The sequence below is a fragment of the Nitrosomonas limosa genome, from assembly GCF_054188085.1.
Map to the genome: position 1 here is coordinate 815,931 of NZ_CM135180.1, position 20,399 is coordinate 836,329.

Annotated in this window: 20 protein-coding genes; 8 read left to right on the top strand and 12 right to left on the bottom strand. The window is 49.4% G+C overall.

Features of this window, described 5'->3' with window-relative positions:
• Position 1: 1 nt before the first annotated feature.
• On the top strand, positions 2-2,137 hold the full coding sequence (gene ppk1 / locus ACV7NC_RS03685) for a polyphosphate kinase 1 (RefSeq protein ID WP_458154829.1): 2,136 nt from the start codon (positions 2-4) through the stop codon (positions 2,135-2,137).
• Positions 2,138-2,155: 18 nt separating this feature from the next.
• Here the strand turns inward: ppk1 and ACV7NC_RS03690 are convergent, their stop codons facing one another.
• Genes ACV7NC_RS03690 through tadA form a run of 4 tightly spaced genes read right to left on the bottom strand, consistent with a single transcriptional unit; the run spans position 2,156 to position 7,697 of the window.
• The gene (locus tag ACV7NC_RS03690) at positions 2,156-5,035 is read right to left on the bottom strand and encodes an EAL domain-containing protein (RefSeq protein ID WP_458154108.1); all 2,880 of its coding nucleotides are present in this window, start codon (positions 5,033-5,035) and stop codon (positions 2,156-2,158) included.
• Complete coding sequence (locus ACV7NC_RS03695; protein ID WP_458154109.1) at positions 5,032-6,687, bottom strand: FecR domain-containing protein; 1,656 nt, start codon at positions 6,685-6,687, stop codon at positions 5,032-5,034. Before ACV7NC_RS03695 ends, ACV7NC_RS03690 begins: the two co-directional genes overlap by 4 nt.
• 58 nt (positions 6,688-6,745) lie before the next feature.
• Positions 6,746-7,225: a L,D-transpeptidase family protein gene (locus ACV7NC_RS03700; RefSeq protein WP_458154110.1), complete on the bottom strand. Its 480-nt coding sequence runs from the start codon at positions 7,223-7,225 to the stop codon at positions 6,746-6,748.
• The gene (tadA, locus tag ACV7NC_RS03705) at positions 7,215-7,697 is read right to left on the bottom strand and encodes a tRNA adenosine(34) deaminase TadA (RefSeq protein WP_458154831.1); all 483 of its coding nucleotides are present in this window, start codon (positions 7,695-7,697) and stop codon (positions 7,215-7,217) included. Before tadA ends, ACV7NC_RS03700 begins: the two co-directional genes overlap by 11 nt.
• Positions 7,698-7,831: 134 nt before the next feature.
• Between tadA and prmB the strand changes: the two genes are divergently transcribed.
• From prmB to ACV7NC_RS03735, 6 genes are all read left to right on the top strand, one after another.
• Positions 7,832-8,728, top strand: coding sequence for a 50S ribosomal protein L3 N(5)-glutamine methyltransferase (gene prmB / locus ACV7NC_RS03710; RefSeq protein WP_458154112.1), 897 nt, complete (start codon positions 7,832-7,834; stop codon positions 8,726-8,728).
• Positions 8,729-8,844: 116 nt separating this feature from the next.
• Positions 8,845-9,591: a hypothetical protein gene (locus ACV7NC_RS03715; RefSeq protein WP_458154114.1), complete on the top strand. Its 747-nt coding sequence runs from the start codon at positions 8,845-8,847 to the stop codon at positions 9,589-9,591.
• Between the two features lie 339 nt (positions 9,592-9,930).
• Positions 9,931-11,043 (top strand): lytic transglycosylase domain-containing protein, encoded by a 1,113-nt coding sequence (locus tag ACV7NC_RS03720; protein ID WP_458154115.1) that lies wholly within the window; start codon positions 9,931-9,933, stop codon positions 11,041-11,043.
• 96 nt (positions 11,044-11,139) lie between these two features.
• Positions 11,140-11,394 (top strand): Rho-binding antiterminator, encoded by a 255-nt coding sequence (locus ACV7NC_RS03725; RefSeq protein ID WP_458154116.1) that lies wholly within the window; start codon positions 11,140-11,142, stop codon positions 11,392-11,394.
• Between the two features lie 18 nt (positions 11,395-11,412).
• Positions 11,413-12,501, top strand: a complete 1,089-nt coding sequence (mutY, locus tag ACV7NC_RS03730) for an A/G-specific adenine glycosylase (RefSeq protein WP_458154117.1) — start codon at positions 11,413-11,415, stop codon at positions 12,499-12,501.
• Positions 12,494-13,123 carry a 5-formyltetrahydrofolate cyclo-ligase gene (locus ACV7NC_RS03735; RefSeq protein WP_458154118.1) on the top strand — a complete coding sequence of 210 codons (630 nt, stop codon included), beginning with the start codon at positions 12,494-12,496 and terminating at the stop codon, positions 13,121-13,123. The genes mutY and ACV7NC_RS03735 overlap by 8 nt, the downstream gene beginning before the upstream one ends.
• A 2-nt stretch (positions 13,124-13,125) precedes the next feature.
• On the opposite strand, the gene ACV7NC_RS03740 is transcribed toward ACV7NC_RS03735, so the two are convergent.
• From ACV7NC_RS03740 to lptC, 8 genes are all read right to left on the bottom strand, one after another.
• A complete protein-coding gene (locus tag ACV7NC_RS03740) occupies positions 13,126-13,752 on the bottom strand; it encodes a flavin prenyltransferase UbiX (RefSeq protein ID WP_458154119.1) in 627 nt (208 codons plus the stop codon).
• 48 nt (positions 13,753-13,800) lie between these two features.
• Entirely contained in the window at positions 13,801-14,760 is a 960-nt protein-coding gene (hprK, locus tag ACV7NC_RS03745; RefSeq protein WP_458154120.1) for an HPr(Ser) kinase/phosphatase, read from the bottom strand.
• Positions 14,747-15,217 carry a PTS sugar transporter subunit IIA gene (locus ACV7NC_RS03750; protein WP_458154121.1) on the bottom strand — a complete coding sequence of 157 codons (471 nt, stop codon included), beginning with the start codon at positions 15,215-15,217 and terminating at the stop codon, positions 14,747-14,749. The genes hprK and ACV7NC_RS03750 overlap by 14 nt, the downstream gene beginning before the upstream one ends.
• Before the next feature lie 118 nt (positions 15,218-15,335).
• Positions 15,336-15,659, bottom strand: coding sequence for a ribosome hibernation-promoting factor, HPF/YfiA family (hpf, locus tag ACV7NC_RS03755; protein WP_292923844.1), 324 nt, complete (start codon positions 15,657-15,659; stop codon positions 15,336-15,338).
• A gap of 18 nt (positions 15,660-15,677) precedes the next feature.
• Positions 15,678-17,126 carry an RNA polymerase factor sigma-54 gene (locus ACV7NC_RS03760; protein WP_458154122.1) on the bottom strand — a complete coding sequence of 483 codons (1,449 nt, stop codon included), beginning with the start codon at positions 17,124-17,126 and terminating at the stop codon, positions 15,678-15,680.
• A 54-nt stretch (positions 17,127-17,180) separates the two neighbouring features.
• Entirely contained in the window at positions 17,181-17,903 is a 723-nt protein-coding gene (gene lptB, locus ACV7NC_RS03765; RefSeq protein ID WP_458154124.1) for an LPS export ABC transporter ATP-binding protein, read from the bottom strand.
• Positions 17,904-17,941: 38 nt separating this feature from the next.
• Positions 17,942-18,445 carry a lipopolysaccharide transport periplasmic protein LptA gene (gene lptA, locus ACV7NC_RS03770; protein ID WP_458154125.1) on the bottom strand — a complete coding sequence of 168 codons (504 nt, stop codon included), beginning with the start codon at positions 18,443-18,445 and terminating at the stop codon, positions 17,942-17,944.
• A gap of 39 nt (positions 18,446-18,484) precedes the next feature.
• Positions 18,485-19,111, bottom strand: coding sequence for an LPS export ABC transporter periplasmic protein LptC (gene lptC / locus ACV7NC_RS03775; RefSeq protein WP_458154126.1), 627 nt, complete (start codon positions 19,109-19,111; stop codon positions 18,485-18,487).
• A 156-nt stretch (positions 19,112-19,267) separates the two neighbouring features.
• On the opposite strand from lptC, the gene nadA reads away from it, so the two are divergent.
• On the top strand, positions 19,268-20,365 hold the full coding sequence (nadA, locus tag ACV7NC_RS03780; RefSeq protein WP_458154127.1) for a quinolinate synthase NadA: 1,098 nt from the start codon (positions 19,268-19,270) through the stop codon (positions 20,363-20,365).
• Positions 20,366-20,399: the final 34 nt, after the last annotated feature.

Here is a 20,399-nt window from a genome sequence, read left to right on the forward strand (position 1 = left end):
AATGCGGACCCCGGAAATTCCTTTCACAACACAATCCGAGCAGCAATCAACATCCATGGAAATCCTCGATTTAAAGAATGCATCGCTGTATATCAACCGCGAGCTCAGTCTGCTGGAATTCAACCGCCGCGTCATCGAACAAGCAAAAGACGAGAGCCTGCCGTTACTCGAACGATTGCGCTTCCTATGCATCGCCAGCACCAATCTGGATGAGTTCTTTGAAATCCGCGTGGCCGGGTTGAAGCAGCAAGTCAAATACGGTTCAATCCAAACCGGCGCCGACAATCTGTCACCCTCGGAAGTTTTGGCGCGTGTCAGCGAAACTGCACATCATTTTGTCGAAGAACAGTACAGCGTGTGGAACAATTTGATCATCCCTGCATTGGCCAAGGACAATATCCGGTTGTTGCGCCGCTCGCAATGGAAGCTTCCAACGAGCCGGTGGATACACCGCTACTTCAAGGACGAAGTGCTGCCGGTGCTGAGTCCGATCGGTCTTGATCCGGCGCATCCGTTCCCTCGCGTTCTGAATAAGAATCTCTATTTCATCATCTCATTGGAAGGTAAAGACGCCTTCGGCCGGGATTCCGGCATGGCCATCGTGCAAGCGCCACGCTCGTTGCCGCGAATCATTCATCTTCCCGCGAAGGTCAGCGGCGGCGGTCATGATTTTGTGATGCTGTCATCGATCATTCATGCGCATGTCCGTGATTTGTTTCCGGGCATGAATGTCACCGGTTGCTATCAATTCAAAGTCACGCGCGACAGCGACTTGTTTATCGACGATGAAGAAATCGACGATTTACTGCGCGCCCTCGAAGGCGAACTGCCATCACGCCGGTTCAGCGATGCGGTGCGGTTGGAAGTTGCCGACAATTGCCCGGCTAATCTGAGTCAATTCCTGCTGCAAAAATTCGATTTACAGCCGAGCGATCTCTATCAAGTCACGGGGCCGGTTAACTTGGGGCGATTGCTCGCCATCTGCGATCTGGTCGACCGCCCGGAATTAAAATTCCCCGGCTTCACCCCGGACATACCGAGACGCCTGTTAAAAAACAACAACATCTTCGATGTCTTGCATAACGGCGATATCCTGCTGCATCACCCGTTCCAATCGTTTGCGCCGGTGATTGATTTTCTGCGCCAGGCCGCTGCCGACCCCAATGTGCTGTCGATTAAGCAAACGCTTTACCGCACCGGCGCCGACTCGGCGATTGTGGAAATCCTGAAGGGCGCCGCCCGTGCCGGCAAGGAAGTGACCGTCGTGGTGGAATTGCGGGCGCGTTTCGATGAAGAAGCCAATATCGAACTCGCCAGCGAATTGCAGCAAGCCGGCGCACACGTGGTTTACGGGGTGGTCAACTATAAAACCCATGCCAAAATGATTTTGGTAGTCCGGCGTGAAGGCCGGCTGTTGCGCCGTTATGTGCATCTGGGCACCGGCAATTATCATGCGCGCACTGCCCGTATCTATACCGATTACGGCTTGTTAACCTGCGACAAGGCAATCGGAGAAGACGTCAATAAATTGTTTCATCAATTGACCGGTTTAGGGCGCGCCGGCAAGCTAAAGAAATTGTTGCAGTCGCCATTCACTTTGCATAAAGGCATCCTCACCTTTATTGAGAAAGAAATCAGCGCAGCCAATGAAGGCAAAAAAGCCTGGATCATTGCCAAAATGAATGCGCTGGTCGACCCGGAAATCATCGCTGCGTTGTATAAGGCATCGCAAGCCAACGTCAAAATCGACTTGATCATTCGCGGCGTTTGCTGCCTGCGTCCCGGCATTAAAGGCATCTCTGAAAATATTACCGTCCGTTCCATCGTCGGTCGGTTCCTGGAACATACCCGCGTCTACTATTTTCACAACAGCGGCGAGGAATTGGTCTTTTGCTCCAGCGCCGACTGGATGACGCGCAACCTGCATTACCGCGTGGAAGTCTGTTTTCCTATCGAAGAAAAACGCACCAGCGACACGGTGCTGGATTATGGCTTATTAAATTATTTGTCAGATAACACGCAAGCCTGGATGTTGCAAAGCGACGGTTCGTATAAGCGTTTGAAGCCCGGTACTTCAAAACCGCGATCGGCGCAGCAACTCCTTCTGGAGCATTATTGCGATGTCACGCCTTCGTGACAGATCAATGAATTGAAGTTACTGCTTTATCTCTAGTAAGCCGCAAAGTCGCTCAATCGAAACCGGATTGGATTGATCCGCTTCGCCCAGTAATTGTACCACCGCGTCAAACGGTATCGGGCGGCTGAAATAATAACCTTGCTGCAAATGACAGCGATTGTCCAGTAATATCCGCACCTGCCTTTCCGATTCGACGCCCTCAGCGATTATCGCCAATCCCAGATTGCCTCCCAGACCGATGATCGCTTGTACAATCGTTAAGTCATTGAGATTCTGGTCCAAAGCCCGGATAAACGATTTATCGATTTTAAGAATATCGATCGGCAATTCCCGCAGCAGCGTCAATGAGGAATACCCGGTACCGAAATCATCGAGCGCGATCAAAACACCCAGCGCCCGGATCCGCGCTAAGATTTCAGACGCTCGCCCCAAATCACAGACGACGGCGGTTTCGGTCACTTCGAGAATCAGCGAAGCCGGCGGCAATTTCGTTTCCAGCAACACCTGTGACAGGGTATGCACAAAATTACCGTGGAGTAATTGATGCGGATGCACATTGACAGAAACATGAACGGTGCGCCCATCGGAAAATAATTGCCGGGCATCCCGGCACGCCGTGCGCAGCACTTCCTCTCCCAATTGCCCCATCAATCCGACACTTTCCGCCAATGGAACAAACTCGCTCGGGGACAATTCTCCCCGGCTCCGGTGCGGCCATCGCACCAGCGCTTCCAAACGCACAATGCGCCGCTGATACACATCGACAATCGGTTGATAGAGCACCAGCAATCCATCCTGATTTAACGCCAGCCGCAACTCCTTCTCCAGTTCCAACCGGTCCCGCGTCCATGCCACTGAAGATTCGCTTGAATAAAACCCGAAATTGTCGCCCCCCTCATTTTTTACGCGGTGAATCGCGGTACTGGCACGCTCCAGAACTTCTTCGCAATTGATGCCATTGTCAGGGAAAAGGCTGATGCCGATGCTCACAGTCACGAATATATCCTGATCGAGCAAATGAAATTGATGCCGGATTGCAGTCAGAATTTTCTGCGCCAACTGGAGCGTGTCTTCCTCTTTATTTAATGTTTTGAACAATAGAACGAACTCATCGCCCCCCCAGCGCGCAACGATGGAGTCCGGTCCCGCGGTTTCGACAAGCCGCTGTGAAACCATTTTCAATAATTCGTCGCCGGCGCGATGACCTAAAGCATCGTTAATCTTCTTAAAACTGTCGAGCGCCACAAAAAAAACGGCTATCGTTTGCGGAGTCGGGGTCGCCGTTATTTCTTCGAATCGCGCCATCAATAAGGCCCGGTTGGGCAATTTGGTCAAACTGTCATAACTTGCCTGATAAGCCACTTGCCGGGTTAGCTCTACAGTATCGGTAATATCCGCCAGTGCCACCACATAACCGATCAGAGTATTCTGCTCATCGCGCAGCGCATGCCGGGTAATGCGCACCGCACGCTTCTCACTGTCAGCCGTATTGATATAACACTGCATTGCTGCATCATTCGAAGCGGAAAGGGTCAATTCAAAACCATCCGGTTCGGCTGAACCGCTATCGCGCATTTGACTCAGCCTGATCAGCTTGGTCAGTAAAACACCTTGAACCATATTTAATGGCAACCCGAGAATTCTTTCCGCTCCTTTATTCATATAAATAATATGATCATTGGCATCGGTAGTAATGACACCATCTCCAACCGACTCCAATGCCGCACTGGATTGAGCTTTGGTTTGAAACAGCGAATGCATGAACTCGTTGATTCGTTTCCAATTCAACAATGGATAAATTGCAATGGTGCCTAGCATGGCTGCTGCTGGAGGAAACCAAATGCGTCCATGACTCAATAGCAACCATGTCAGCATTAATCCGAACATCAACACTGCTAATAAAGCGTGTATGGAAATGTTGCGCCAATAAACAACGGCCACGAGCAGCATCATCAATACCCATGTGGCTGAAGCGATGCTCGCGATAAAACTGGGTAGCGGCGTGATTGCACGGTCATGCAACAACATATTGACGACATTGGCATGCCATTCGATGCCGCTCATGGGTTGCCGGTTAATCGGGGAAACCGGCGTCGCAAGCCTTGTCCCCATACCCGTGGCTGTCATGCCAATCAGCACGATTTTATCGTTTAATTTGGCCAACACCTGATCATCAGACAAAACCTGCACATACGAAAACTGCTGAAAGCTGCCGGATGAACCGGCATAAGGTATCAACACCTCTTGCGTCCGGGCCCAGCGCCCGGCAGCAGGGTAATTGTGATCGGCTAAAGGCTGGTGATCAAGGGTTTCCGCCCGGTTTTTTGCATGATTCGTGACTGCCAGCCCCAGAGCCGGCCAGACCGGTTGATCGATTCCTGCTTTCAGATAAATACGGCGGGCAATACCGTCGCTATCCAACTCAATATCGGTATGCCCTAGAATCGCGTATCGCTGGAAAATGTTCAGCGGTTCAACCAGGAAAATTTGTTCTAAACCGTTTTCACCCGGAGCTACCGGCAAAATAACCTTGCCATGCCGGGCCATTGCGGATGCAAGAAGCTCATCCGCATAACGATCATTTTCCTGCGGTTCCGCAAACAATAAATCAAGGACTATCACTTGGCTTCCGGCGCGATGGAGCCGTTGAACGATCTCAGCGTGCACGCTGCGTGACCAGGGCCAGCGGCCTAAAGCTTGCAAACTGCCTTCATCAATGGCCACGATGACAATACGATCATCAGGCACGTCATGCTGAACAGCCGTAAGCCGATCATAAAAAACCGCATCGATCCGTTCCAGCACATCGAAATAAGACAGCACAACGATCCCGGAGAGCAACAAAAATGCGCGCAGCAGAAAAGCGCTGCGATAAATCCTGTGTAACCGCCCGGTCATAATAAGAGATCAACGAGCGGCGCGAACGGCAATATCATCCAATAGGGATTGTCATAAGGTATTTCGATGGCTTGCGGCGGCCCCCAGGGTCCTTCAAAGCCATCGGATTCAATGGTTTTGGTACGAAGATAATAGGTGCCGCCGTCGGGCCGCTGCACGGTCAGACGGGTTGCAGAAGTTTGTTCATCATGAAGGATTTGCTGAAATTCCGCGTCACGCGCCAGTTGAAAATGAAAGCGTTGACCTTCGCCGCCAGCGCGCCATCCGAATGTCATTTGCGACTTATCGAACTTGGTTTCTTCCATCGCTGGACCGGGATAAGGCATCCTGAAAGGGATGGCATCGGTAAATGGACCCATACCCTCGGTCGCGGAAACCGATGCAATCCGCCAGAAGTAGTGGCCTGGTTCCAATGGATCGGCCAGATGGAATTTGTTGGTTCTGACTTGTGTATCTTGCACGATCAGATCGGAGAAACCGGCATCCCTGCTCACCATCACAATATAGTGCGAGGCTTCCGGTTGCACGGCCCATTGGAATTCCCGGGTTATCGGATCTGCCGCGCCATCCGGCAGCGGCGCCAGAATGAAAGGCGGCTCCGGTCGAGCGTTCAATGTAAAAGCCATCACTGCGTCATAACCTTCAATGCCGTTCGCATCAATGCCACGAACGCGCAGCCAGTAATCACCGTCGGGAATATCGCCATCGCGGAACGGCAATTTACCGGTGGTGAATTCGGTTCTTAAATTCTCAAATTTTTGATCGCTGGCGATCTGCGCCCGGTAAGCCACCGCACCAGCCAGAGGAGTTAATGTAATGACCAGTGGTAATTGTTCATACAACGACGGCGTACCGATTAGATCCGGCGGCGGCAGTAACTTGACCGGCGCACTCGGTGGCAATCCCTGTGCGGTGACAGTCCCATAACCGGCAGGAACACCGATTTCTTTTGTCTCAGCACTCACTTGCACCAATCCGCTTAAAACTTCGCTGCTGGTGCTTTCGCTTGCAGCTGTAATGCCGACACGAAAATCCGTACCGCGCACGGAACTCACCGCAGAAGGAGTTTTAATGCGAAACCGCGTACCGGTCTCGGATTTTTTCGGCACGGCATTTTCCGTTCGGCCTTGTTGCAAATCAATCAAAGTATCGACCAAGCCGAAATCGCCGAAGATTTTCATCGCATTAATGCGAATCAAACTGCCGTCCTGTAAGCGCAGAATCGATTGATCGGTAAATTCGATGGTTACAAAACCGTCGTTTTCGCTGCGGATTTCATCGCCGGCAAAAAGCTGCATCCCCAACTCGATGGGTATATTATTTTCTGAATCAAATCGCTTCAACAGCGCCGTCCCTTGCACATTGATCACGCGGGCACTGACACCATCGGAGATCTGCTTTGACCAAGCCACCGGTATTCTGATTTTGGTTCCTGGCGGGATCGCGTAAGGATTGATAATTTTATTGAGCTGCTGCAACTGATGAACGTAACGCATGCTGCTCAGATGCCGCTCGGTGAGATTCCACAAGTTATCGCCGGGGCGTACGGTATAAACCCATTCTTCGGCAACTGCAAGATTGGGAACAACAAGCAAACCGGAGAGCAGCCATAACCATCTGATGAAAAATTTCCTTAACTTGAGAAGTCCCATGTCATTCTCCGGTTCCGGTTAAACAGATTTGAATTTTAAGGGAAATTCGTGTAATTATCTATGCAATTATGTCAACCGGTGTGCCGGCATCGACGAAATCAAACAATTCCAGTAAATCGCTATTACGCATGCGGATACAGCCGATCGATCCAGGTGTGCCCATTTCCACACTGTCCGGTGTGCCGTGGATATAGATATAGCGGCGCATGGTATCGACCGGGCCCAAACGGTTGAATCCAGGCTCGCAACCGGACAACCAGAGAATGCGGGTCAGAATCCAGTCACGCTTGGGAAACTGCTTCGCCAATTGCGGTGAGTATATTTCGCCGGTTGGGCGGCGCCGCACAAAAACGGTGTTAGCCGGCTGGCCGGCACCAATCTTGGCGCGGATAATATGCTTACCGAGCGGCGTACAGAAACTGCCATTTTCTTGACCGGTACCGTTCTTGGCCGATGAAATGCGATATCGCCGGATAATTTGCCCTTGCCCATCGAATAATTCGAGTTCTTGAGCAGCAATGCGGATGTTAATGTTCATGATCGCATGGCTCTGCTGATTTGCGCCGTTGCGCAAAAAATTGTTTAAGCAATTCGCTGGCCTCTGGCGCAAGCACGCCGCCGGTTACTTGCAAATGATGATTCAGGCGGCTTTCCATCGGCAGATCAATGACGCTGCCGCAGGCGCCGGTCTTGGGATCGGCCGCGGCAAAAACCAGGCGTTGAATGCGCGCATGAAAAATCGCACCGATGCACATCGTGCACGGCTCCAAAGTAACATACAAGGTACAATCGAGCAAACGGTAGTTGCGCAAATGCTTGCCGGCGTCACGCAGCGCCATGATTTCGGCGTGTGCTGTCGGATCGGCGGCGGAAATCGGACGGTTGTGGCCACGTCCGACAATGATGCCGCGTTGCACCACGACTGCACCCACCGGCACTTCGCCGCACCCCTGCGCTTGTTGTGCGAGCGTCAAGGCCGCTTGCATAAACTGAATATCCGGGTCCGTCATCAATTATCTTACATTCGGAATGACAAAATTAGGTAAAGGAATGATTATTTATGCTACATTGCTGCACGTAGCAGCGGGCACCGCCGGTTCTTGTTGCTTATCAACGTTGATTAAACCCGCCGATTAATGACACCATGTTTTCCGAAGCGCACACACAACTTCATACTGTCCGCGACCTATTACGTTTTGCCGTCAGCCAATTTAACAAAGCCGGATTGCATTTCGGCCACGGCTCCGCCAGCGCCTACGATGAAGCTGCATATCTTATTCTGAAAACACTTTATTTGCCAATCGAACAACTCGAGCCGTTTCTCGATGCCCGCATCACCGCAACCGAATGCAAACATGTTCTCGACATCCTCGAGCGCCGCGTTCATGAACGCATCCCTGCGGCCTATCTGACACATGAAGCCTGGCTCGGCGAATTCAATTTTTATGTCGACGAACGCGTCATCATCCCGCGTTCGTTCATTGCCGAATTGCTGCAAACACAATTGTCGCCGTGGATCGCCGACCCCGATCACATCACGGCGGCACTCGATCTCTGCACCGGTTCCGGATGTCTTGCGATTCTGATGGCGCATGCTTTTGCAAATGCGCAGATCGATGCCGCTGATCTTTCCGGAAATGCACTCGCCGTCGCGCATAAAAACGTGGAGGATTACGGGTTGGAACACCGAATCGAGCTGATCGAATCCGACTTATTCTCAGCGCTGCAAGGAAAACGCTACGATCTGATCATCAGCAACCCGCCGTACGTCAACGCCGCATCGATGGCGCAACTGCCGCAGGAATACCGTCACGAACCTGACAGCGCCCTCGCGAGCGGTGAAGACGGCCTCGACGCCACCCGGAAAATCCTGCGGCATGCCGCCCGGCATTTAACCGAAAACGGTATCCTCATCGTCGAAATCGGCCACAACCGCGATGCCTTGGAACAAGCCTATCCGCAATTACCGTTTACCTGGCTGGAAACCAGCGGCGGTGATGAATTTGTATTTTTGCTGCAGCGAGAGCAGTTAATACCATAGTCGGGAATCGAACGGATCATTTTGTGCATACGTACCAAAATACCAGTGTAAAATCGATTCTAGTAATAAGTTCCGCCATTCACCGCAAAGCAACTGTGCAGGATAAGGAGAAAACCATGGCCCCCAAAAACAGCAGATACTCAAAGTATTCAATTCACTCGAAATATTGGGCAATTTTCTTGGTTGCGGGCGCGTTGGCAGGTTGCGGCACGACCAATCAAACCCCGGACAACCTTGTTCCTTTTCCCAATGCATGCACTCCCGATCCGCAAGGCATCAATTCGGGATTAAACTTAAATCTAACTATTCCGGACAAAGCCCCCGATCTGCTCACAATCGGTGATCGGCAATTTTGTGTGGGATATCAGTTAAAAGAACAGCAATTGTCAGGCACTTCGGGTATTACAATTTTTCCGGGTGGAGAGGATAACACCCTCACGGCTTGTGTTCCTAGCGATACGCGTTACAACGCCAACGCCCATGCAGTAGCATTGCAACCACCTCCATTGAATCCAACTATTGTTCCGCCCCCGCCGCCGCAATGCGTCACATCCGGCCGCATCGATTTCCCTGTTGAATTGCGTTTTTCGCTTAATTACAGAGCCGTTTGGGCGCCCAATCTCATCGGATCCGGCTTATGCATTTTCCGCTCCCGGGTAGATTACAGTCAGTTCGATGTTACCAATTTCGACCGCATCGACACGGTGCTTCAAGATAGAGTCCGTGAGGACATTCACCGTCAAATCGACTTGAGCGCGGCGAATGAGATTAATTTACGCACGATTCTTTCCGGTGCAACCGGTCGGAGACTTGCCGAAGGATCTGATCCGCGTTGCTCCGATTGGCAAGAATTGAATCGTTGAAGAGTGCTAATGATAATGCCTTGAGTAAGCTTTTTCGCACCACTCAACGCAGTAAAATACATACATAGGCATTTCAAGTGTTTTGCTAAAACTTTGCACTTTGCAATAGCATCAAGTTTAATGGTATCGCTGTAATGCACTACAAAATCACGTCTATAATTAACAGGCCATTGAGAAACGTTTTCGAGGCAGCCGATACAAGGCAAAAACAGGCGAAAAAGCGCAGGTTATGCGGTATAAATGAGCATTTTGAGCTTGTTTTTAACACCGTAGCGGCAACGCAGATAGTTTTTCAACGGCCTGTTAAAGAAAAATACATTCTCTTTAATCCGTATCCTCGTGAACAACCCCACCCGCATCAACAATTCCCTGTCAAAACCGGCCAGACCTAAGCTGAAGCGTCGTCGCAACGCAGTGATACGCAGCGACCGCAAGGTATCAAGAACCAGTAAACGCGCCAATAACAATCTGTTCGATGGATTTCAGCGAAAAATGCTGCTCACCGGTATTGAAATCACTGCGTTGAGCGCCATCGCGGCATGCGCCATTATTCTGCTGCTCGGCTATACGGCTAACCGGTTTTCCGGCACCAGTTTTTTCGCCAACTTGTTACCGTTTACTGCAGGAATCTTGGCATTCATACTGATGGCCAGTTTTTTTCTGATCGGATGGTGGAAGTTGCGGCAATGGTTGCGATCACACTCGGAATATTGGATACCAGTTATTTCCGTAGCGCTTGCACTGCAGATCATGTGGTTTGTCTCGTATGACCAATTCACTGTGGCATACGGTCATTTTCGCACGCTGCTTGGCGGCAAGGAAGAAGCTGGGCGCGTCACGATTGCGCACCAAGTGTATGCCGCGTACCGGCGGCAGGATGCGGCACAGTTACAAAAAATGCTCAATCGCTCCCAAGAATACCGTCAAGCGATTGAAGAGGCAGCACGGGTATTTAGAATCGATGCCCAGTTACTGCACGGTCTCGCAGCCACCGAATCGTCATTCATTCCGCGCACCAGCAATGATGGCGGACGAGGTTTGTTCCAGATCACCCGAGTACCGGATGCAGCGGTCAATCAGGCACGGCGGTACTTAGGCGTGGATAAAATTTTATTGGATGATTCCCGCCACAATGCCTTTGTCGCTGCGGCGACGCTCAAGCATTACCTGGCGGAGATGAACGGCGATCTGTTCCTGGGGTTGCTGGCGTATAACATCGGCCCGGCAAACGGCGGTCTGCGTTTTATCATGCAACAATATGGCGCGACCGACTTCACTACGATACAACCGTATCTGCAAACTTTACCGCGCGATTATCCGATCCGGGTGCTAAGCTATTCGCTGGCGTTCCGGCTATGGCGCCAAGAAGGGAGGCTGCTGGCATATGAAGAAAGCAACAATGCCATTCAGATTCAACGCATCGGCATACCGGGATTGCATGGTGGTTTGTAATTGCCGTATTGATGCAATGGACACGCCACCTTGCTCCGGAAGGTTTTGCGTGTATAGTATGTATTCGGTTTTCACCTTATGGAAGGATTTAAAACGATGTCAAATACTGTTATTGACTGCGAATTGCACGACTTTGTCGAAGTCGCGTGTATGTACCGCTATCAATTGAGGCTCATTTTAAAAGACGGTCAAGTGATCGAAGGCAAAGCCGTCGATATCGCCAGCACTTCCGACAAGCGCGAGTGCCTGATCATTGAAAACGATGCGCAGCAGCAAGTCGACTTGATGTCGCTCGCCAAAATGGAAGTTTTGACGCCTAACGCCAAGTTTAGCGAAGTCGTGTTCGATTAATCGTCCGTATACTTGCCGATGTCGTTTCTTGCCGAGAGCCTGATCCGTTGGCACCCGCTGAACGGCCGTCACGATCTGCCGTGGCAACAGAACCGCAATCCGTATGCAATCTGGATATCGGAAATCATGTTGCAACAAACCCAGGTCAGCACGGTTATTCCCTATTATCAGCGCTTCCTGCAGACTTTCCCGGCTGTTGATCGCTTGGCAAACGCACCGCTCGACGACGTGCTCGCTTTATGGAGCGGCTTGGGCTATTACTCGCGCGCGCGTAATTTACACTTAGCCGCACACCGCATCGTGCACGAATATCAAGGGCAGTTCCCAGAGCTTCGCGAACTCATCCAGCAACTTCCAGGCGTTGGCCGTTCGACCGCCGCTGCCATTGCAGTTTTTGCGTTTGGTCAGCGTGAAGCGATACTCGACGGCAATGTGAAACGGATATTTGCACGCTTCTTTGGTATCGAGGGCCATCCTGGCCAATCAAAGATTCAGAAGCTGTTATGGCAGAAAGCCGAGGCAGCGCTTCCTGACGATCACCGTGGCGGCAGCATCGAAACTTATACCCAGGCTTTGATGGACTTGGGTTCCACTGTCTGCACCCGCGACAAACCTCAATGCGGCAGCTGCCCATTGCAATCGAAATGCATCGCTTGGCAACAGCAGCGTGTCATGCAACTACCTGCTGCCAAACCGCGCCAGCCCCTACCTCGAAAAGAGACTGTATTGCTGCTGCTACAGCATCATCAACGGTTGCTGCTCGAAAAAAGACCATCGGATGGTATTTGGGGTGGCTTATGGTGTCTGCCGGAAATGACAATGGACATGGATATCGTGAACTATTGCCAGCAACAATGGGGAATCTCTGTTCAACCCCCGGTTGAATTGCCGGCTTTGGATCATCAATTTACCCATTATAAATTACGCATATATCCGCAGTTACTACAGGTAACACCGAACAATCCTGCCGCCCGCCCGGATTGTATCTGGTTAACGCCGCTGGAAGCGCTTGATTATGGAATCCCGGCACCAGTGCGTGCATTACTGAAGCAAAACTTCCTAACCGGTCAGTCATCTTTTTCTCCTTGTAGCGAATACCATGGATAACCTGGCCGATTGGAAAAAACAACAGCGTCAACAATTGATTGCCGCACGCGAAGCAATTACGGCGCATCTGCACCGGCAATGGAGTGAAGCGATTTCGGCTTTCCTTAAACAGGGATTAACGCAACCGCACCGCATGACGATCGGAATCTACTGGCCTTTCCGTGGTGAATACGATCCACGTCCGGCAGCATCGTATTTTCTGCAACAGGGGGCAACGCTGGCTTTACCGGAAGTTATCGAAAAAAACCAGCCATTGCATTTTCGCGAATGGTCGCCGGATATACCCATGAAGACCGGTGCTTACGGTATCCCGGTGCCGGACAACAGCCCGATTGTCAGACTCGATGCGGTAATCATTCCAATGGTCGGTTTTGATTCGCAAGGTTACCGTCTTGGCTACGGCAGCGGTTACTATGATCGCACGCTTGCGACTTACGAACATCAACCGTTAACTATCGGAGTCGCTTTCGAATTGCAGCGGCTTCCCGACATTTTCCCACAAGCTCATGATATTTCTATGCATTTCGTAGTCACCGAGGCCGGTATTTTTAAAACCCGGGAACACCGCTTATTCCCCGCAGCTACGCTGAAAAATTCAGAATCACTTGCAGAAAAGCAGTAGCATCAGTCCTTCTCGCCCCAGCGCGGCATCAGGTCGTGGTTGACATGCAAATGATCGAGTACGCGCGCAACCACGAAATCCACTAGATCTTGCACAGTTTGCGGGTGATGATAAAACCCCGGATTGGCGGGCAGGATGACAGCGCCGCTTCGCACCAGCTTCAGCATATTTTCCAGGTGAATCGCGGAAAACGGTGTTTCCCGCGGCACGATAATGAGCGGACGGTTCTCCTTCAGCATCACGTCAGCTGCACGTTCGATTAGATTCTGGCTCATGCCGGCAGAAATGGCTGCCAAAGTCCCCATGGTACAGGGACAAATCACCATGGCGTCGGCGGGATTGGAACCGGAGGCTACCGGCGCAAACCATTCCTCACGTCCGAATACCCTTAACTGTCCGTTTGTGATGCCGTAGCGGTCACGCAAGAAAGCTTCGGCTTCCTTAGCGCTGGACGGTAATGCCAAGACCATTTCCTGTTGTGCAACGATCTGCGCGACTTTGGAATACAACAGATACACTTGCTTACCTTGCTGCAACAACACTTCAAGCAGACGTATGCCGTATGGCATCCCGGATGCGCCGGTAAACGCCAAGGTAATCGTTGCAGGATGGTCAATGTTCGTTCGCATTATCTTGGGGCGCTCCGCAGGAGAAGGAATAAGCGAAACCGGCGGGTGTCAGTATTGATACTTATCGGCAGATCCATCAATCATTGCACGCTCATGGCGTTCAATGAATTCCTTGGTGCCATCGATACCGCGCAACTGCAATACATAATTTCTGACCGCTGCCTCGACCAATACCGCCAGATTGCGACCCGGCGCCACCGGAATAATCACTTTGCGGATATCGACATTTATAATGTTCTCAGTCAAGTCGCTGATCGGCAGCCGTTCCAGTACACCGGCACCGGTTACGGCGATATTTTGCAAATGCACGATCAGTTTCATATTCTTGCGCCGACGCACCGCAGTTTCACCGAAAATGGTACGGATATTCAGCATGCCAAGGCCGCGTACTTCCAGATAATCCCTTAACATCGGCGGACAACGGCCTTCGAGTGTTTCCGGAGCGATACGGCGCAACTCTACAACATCATCCGCAACCAATCCATGACCGCGGCTGATTAATTCCAAAGCCAGTTCGCTTTTACCGACACCGCTCTCGCCGGTAATCATCACGCCCATACCCAACACGTCCAGCATGACACCGTGCAAACTGACCGATGGCGCCAGGATACCGCTCAGATAAGTTCTTATCAGCCAAATCACTTCCAGACCGGGATACGGCGAATGCAACAAAGGAATATTATGAGCATTGGCCATATCGAGAATCGCTGCGGGAACCTCCGCATCATCCGCAACAATGATGCAGGCCAGATTGCTCTGCGTCAGTTGATTGATTTTCTTCTCTAAAGAAGCGGCTTCCTGTTTGTTCAGATAGTGAATTTCATCGCTGCTGATAACCTGTATGCGATCCGGATGGATAAAATTCAAATGACCGATCATGCCTTGGCCCGAATGAGAAATTTCGTCTTCACTCAGCTCAATCGAGCTACCGCTTTGGCCTGCAATCCAGCTTAGCTTGAGCTTTTCCTTCTTATCTTCAAACAATTGTGCAATGCTAATTCGGGACACTGGGAGACTCCCAATCAACAATCAGTTTGTGAATCGCGGCAGCATCCTTGCACTGCAGGATGTTTTCGCGAAACTGTTTATCGCTGAACATCTGCGCTAACTCGCTAAGAATTTGGAGATGTTTGTCAGTGGCTTTTTCCGGGACTAATAAAATGCAGGCAATATTGACCGGCTGACCATCCGGCGCATCGAATGGAATGCCTTCCTTCATTGTCACCAACGCGGCAACCGCTTCACGCAAACCTTTGATCCGGCCATGCGGAATCGCAACACCCTGTCCCAATCCTGTCGAGCCCAGCTTCTCACGCGCAAACAAGCTATCAAAAACCTGGCTCCGCGCAATATGATTGGTATTCTCAAATAACAACCCGGCTTGCTCGAAAACACGTTTCTTACTGGTCACGTCCAGATCGACAATGACATTGGAGAGTGGTAACAATTGCGAAATCTGATTCATGAAAAATAGATTTTATATACAGAGAATTAAGTTGAAACTTTTTGACCGCGACACAGCATTTTCAAAAAATCTCGGATATCGATAAAAAATAAAGCGAACAACGGCTTTATTGTAATGATCACTCCAATTCTTGATCTTTTAAGGCGCCGTGATTACGACGTTCCAGGTTTTTTTCCTTGTGCTTGAGTATCTGCCGGTCCAGTTTATCAACCAGGCTGTCGATGGATGCGTACATATCTTCGCTATCGGTCTCGACAAAAATATCTTTGCCGCGGATATGAACGTTAGCTTCAGCTTTTTGCTTGAGTTTCTCTACCGATAGAATGACGCTGACATCAATGACATGATCAAAATGCCGGGTAATTTTCCCGATTTTTGAAGTGACATAATCTCGCATTGCATCAGTGATTTCTACATGGTTACCGGTAAGTTTTAAGTTCATTATTATTCCCTTATTCTGTTAAATGGATTTACGAAGATTGGCTGCAGGAATCTGTAACGATTCCCGGTATTTTGCAATAGTGCGACGAGCAACAACGATTCCTTGTTGTTCAAGAATGCTGGAAATTTTATTATCGCTGAGTGGTTTCCTTGGGTTTTCTTCCTGTACCAACTGCTTGATTAATGCACGGATGGCCGTTGCAGAACAAGCACCTCCTGAATCGGTCGCCACATGGCTACCAAAAAAATATTTCAGTTCAAAAATGCCCCGCGGAGTATACATAAATTTTTGCGTAGTGACGCGGGACACGGTTGATTCATGAAGATTTAACACTTCCGCGATCTCCCGCAGCACCAACGGACGCATGGCAACATCCCCATGCTCAAAAAATTGCTGTTGCCGTTCCACGATGACGCTGGCTACTTTAAGGATCGTGCTTGAGCGTTGTTGAATATTTTTAATCAACCATTTAGCTTCATTCAATTGGTTCATCAAGCCACGTTCCGCATGATGCGCCTGCTTCAATATATTAGCATAGAGATGATTGATATTGAGACGCGGAATTGCAGCCCGGTTCAGGCTCGCTACCCAGGTTCCGTCTTTTTTGGTCACTGTAATATCCGGAACGATATAACGTTCGCTAGTTGAATTAAACTGCGCGCCCGGTTTTGGATTCAAGTTAGTAATGAGTTTTTGGATAGCTCGCAAGCTATGATCGTTACATCCCAATAATTTCTTGATTTGTATGAAATCATGGGATGCCAGAATTTCCAGATATTCCTGCACGACTTTAATGGCTTGCTCCCGGTAACATACTTCTCCGGGTAGCGCTTGTAACTGTAATACCAGGCATTCTTTAAGATTGCGTGCGCCGACACCGGCTGGATCATAATGTTGCAAACAATCGAGCGCGCCTTCCAGGTCATTTTGCTCAACCCCCAATTCTTCCGGCAACATTTCCTGCAATTCTCTGAGATCCTGCCACAGATAACCGTCTTCATCCAGGCTATCGATCAGCAAACGCACCAAACTCTTCTGGGGTTCTGAAATATGACTTAAAGAGGTTTGAAAATATAAATGGTCTCGCAAACTGAGCGGCTTGGCCGGTAACTGCAATGAATCACGATCGTCGTCTTCGTAACCACTCGCAGCCGGAACTTGATCCTGCGGCCATTCAGTACCGGAATCGTAATTATCTTCGGCGATATCCTCATTTGACGATGTGTTGTCTTCCGTGGAAGCTTCATCAAAATTGTCGGCGTTGGAAGCTTCGGCAGTTTCAAAGGTATTGTCTGAAGCCGAAACATTCCACTCTTCATACACTTCGAGCAATGGGTTTTCCTGCACAATCCGCTCGATCTCCTGGTTAAGCTCGAGCGTCGATAACTGCAGCAACCGGATAGACTGCTGCAACTGAGGTGTCAGCCGCAATTGTTGCGATAGTTTGAGTTGAAGTATTGGCTTCATGATTCAGAAAAAACAACGATTACTGAAAATACCGATTCAAGCCGTTTCACAAAACTACATCCGGAAGTGTTCACCCAAATAAACTTCTCTGACTTTCTCATTATCAATAATTTCTTCCGATCGGCCTTGAGCCAATACATGTCCGTCGCTGATGATATAGGCACGATCACAAATTCCTAATGTTTCACGAACATTATGATCAGTAATCAGAACCCCTATTTCCCGTTCCCGCAAAAAAGCAATGACTCTCTGAATATCCAGTACAGCAATTGGATCAACTCCCGCAAAAGGTTCGTCTAATAAAATAAATCGTGGCTGCGAGGCCAGCGCGCGTGCTATTTCAACACGGCGACGCTCCCCTCCGGATAAGCTGATAGCGGGATTATCCCGCAAATGGCTGATGTGCAAATCATGTAATAAATCGTCTAAATACCGCTGTTTCGTATCTTCATCCAAATTCTGCAGCTCTAATACCGCCAGAATATTTTCTTCCACAGTCAAACGCCGGAAAATCGATGCTTCTTGCGGCAAATAACTCAACCCTAATTTTGCTCTTTGATGTATCGGCAATTGACTTAAGTCTTGGTCATCCAGAAAAACTCCGCCGCTATCCAGCGGAATCAATCCAACGATCATGTAAAAGCAAGTTGTTTTGCCGGCGCCGTTAGGTCCCAGCAATCCGATAACTTCTCCACTCCCAAGCGAGAAAGAAACATCCTGCACGACTGTGCGCGATTTATATCGCTTTTTTAAATTGTTTGCTCTTAACTCGCTCATCTGCTGGCACAACTTTAAAATAATTGGAGATTAAGGGTCTATTCAGATTTATTTTTAGGCTGAATAGTTATTCGCACACGCTTGTCGGGGCCCGATTCCACGCCGCGTTCCTTGCTGCCTTTTACCTGAAAAAACTCGCTATTCATATCGTAGGAAATATAATCACCTTGAACTTCATCGGTGCCGCGTTTCAACCGGGCTTGCCGGAACAATTCAATCTTGTCGGTTTTGCTATCGTATTCAGCCCGCTCGCTCCAGCCTTCTACATATTCATCAAGCCCATCCCGCTTCTGCCGGAAAGTTACGAGATCACCCATCGCGGTAGCATGGCGGAACCCTTGCACATCTTCTTTCATAATCATTTTATCGGCAGTGATCCGCAAAGTTCCTTGGGTCAAAATCACATTACCGGTAAACACGCTGACCCGGCTGCCTTCTTTGCGGTTGACATCCTCAACGGTCGCACGGTCAGCTTCCAGATAAATTGGCTTTTTCCGATCACCCCGTTCGGCATTGGCCGTATGCACAAGCAGTAAACTCAACAAACTTATAGCGAAAATTATTTTCATCATATGTCCAAATTACTTCGTATTGACTGCTCTTACACTGGATAGTAGTTGTATCATGCCAACGCGATTATCAAACTCCAAACCGGTTGCCTTGATGGTGGTATCAAATCTGGAAATAGTGACCGGTTGATCCGTTTTCACCAAATTTTCTTTAGGAATCAAATGCAAGAAATCAGTCACCAAAGTGATATTGCTGTTATCCTCATCAGTGCCTCGCACCGCAGTCACATTCCCGGTTAGATAAACATCTTCCCCTTTGTTGATAACTTCAGCGCGATTCGCATAGAGACGCATCAGGGGATTTTTGGGATCGGCATTTGTGAAACTCACTTGTTCCAGTTGAGTCACTTCCGAGTCCAAAAAATGAAAAAGTTTATGAGCGGTAAATTTGCGTTGTATCTGATATTCATAATCCATTCGAAAACCGGATAGCTCTTCAACAATATAATCGGGATTTAAACTCAAATTTTCGTCTTGGACATATTCTGGTGGGCGAGTCATATAATCCAGCCAAAATGTCACTAATGCCAGAATTAAAAGTAGAATTAGCGGTGAACTAATAAACGGGCGCTTGATCATTAGGAAATTGCTCGGAACTTTTTTCGTATTTACACTTGACTCAAATATAACCTTCTTCATTCATATGGTGAATTATAACAGAACACTTATAGCCATTTACCAATCATCCATATTGCCGGATTCGTTGCAAGTCTTTAAATATCGAAACTTGCAATCATATCTTGGAATAAAATAGACTGATATTTTTGACGAACCATTAGGAACACACCCATTATAATGCTCCAGGAAGCCATTGATTTTGAGAGATATGAGCAGTTACAGGATGATGCCTGTGCACAACGCATCATCGAGGCCAAAAAAGCGCTCGGCCGACGCGCTGTTATTCTGGCGCACCATTATCAACGTGCGGATGTTTACCGGCATGCGGATCTAACCGGTGATTCTCTAAAACTTTCTTTTCTGGCAGCGCAAACCGATGCTGATTTCTTGGTTTTTTGCGGCGTGCACTTCATGGCTGAAGTTGCGGATATGCTCTCCAGCTCCAGACAAATCGCTATTTTACCGGATATGGCTGCCGGCTGCTCAATGGCGGATATGGCCAGCTTATCGAATGTTGAACGCGCCTGGCGTGAGCTTGCTGAGGTGCTTGACCCCGATGAGGTAATTACACCAGTAACCTATATTAATTCCTCCGCCGATTTAAAAGCCTTTTGCGGTGAACATGGCGGTATCGTCTGCACTTCCAGCAATGCTGGCAAAGTCCTGCAATGGTCGTTCAAGCAACGGGAAAAAGTATTATTCTTCCCTGATCAGCATCTTGGGCGCTGGAGCGGCCATCAGTTAGGCATTTCACTGGACGATATGCCGGTTTGGAATTTTGACGAGCCGATGGGGGGATTGACGCGGGAACAAATCAAGAACGCCAAGATATTGCTTTGGAAAGGTCACTGCTCGGTGCATCAGATGTTTCAACCACAACACATTATCCGTTTTCGCAATCAATATCCGAATGGCATCGTCATTTCGCATCCCGAATGCAGCTTTGAGGTCTGCAAAGCATCCGATTACGTCGGTTCCACCGAATACATCATAAAAACCATCGCGGCCGCAGAAAGCGGAACCCATTGGCTGGTCGGCACGGAACTGAATCTCGTAAGCCGGATTACCGAAGAATTCAAAGCGCAAGGAAAAATCATACAGTTCATGTCACCAATGGTTTGCATGTGTTCCACGATGGCTCGGATAGATCCGCAGCATTTAGCCTGGACATTGGAAAATCTTGTAAATGGTAATGTCGTAAATCAAATCAAGGTTCCAGAGACTGAAGCCGGATTAGCCAGAATTGCATTGGATAGAATGCTGAAGATCTCATAATTCATTTTGTTACGGCAACGACGAGAATGCCGCA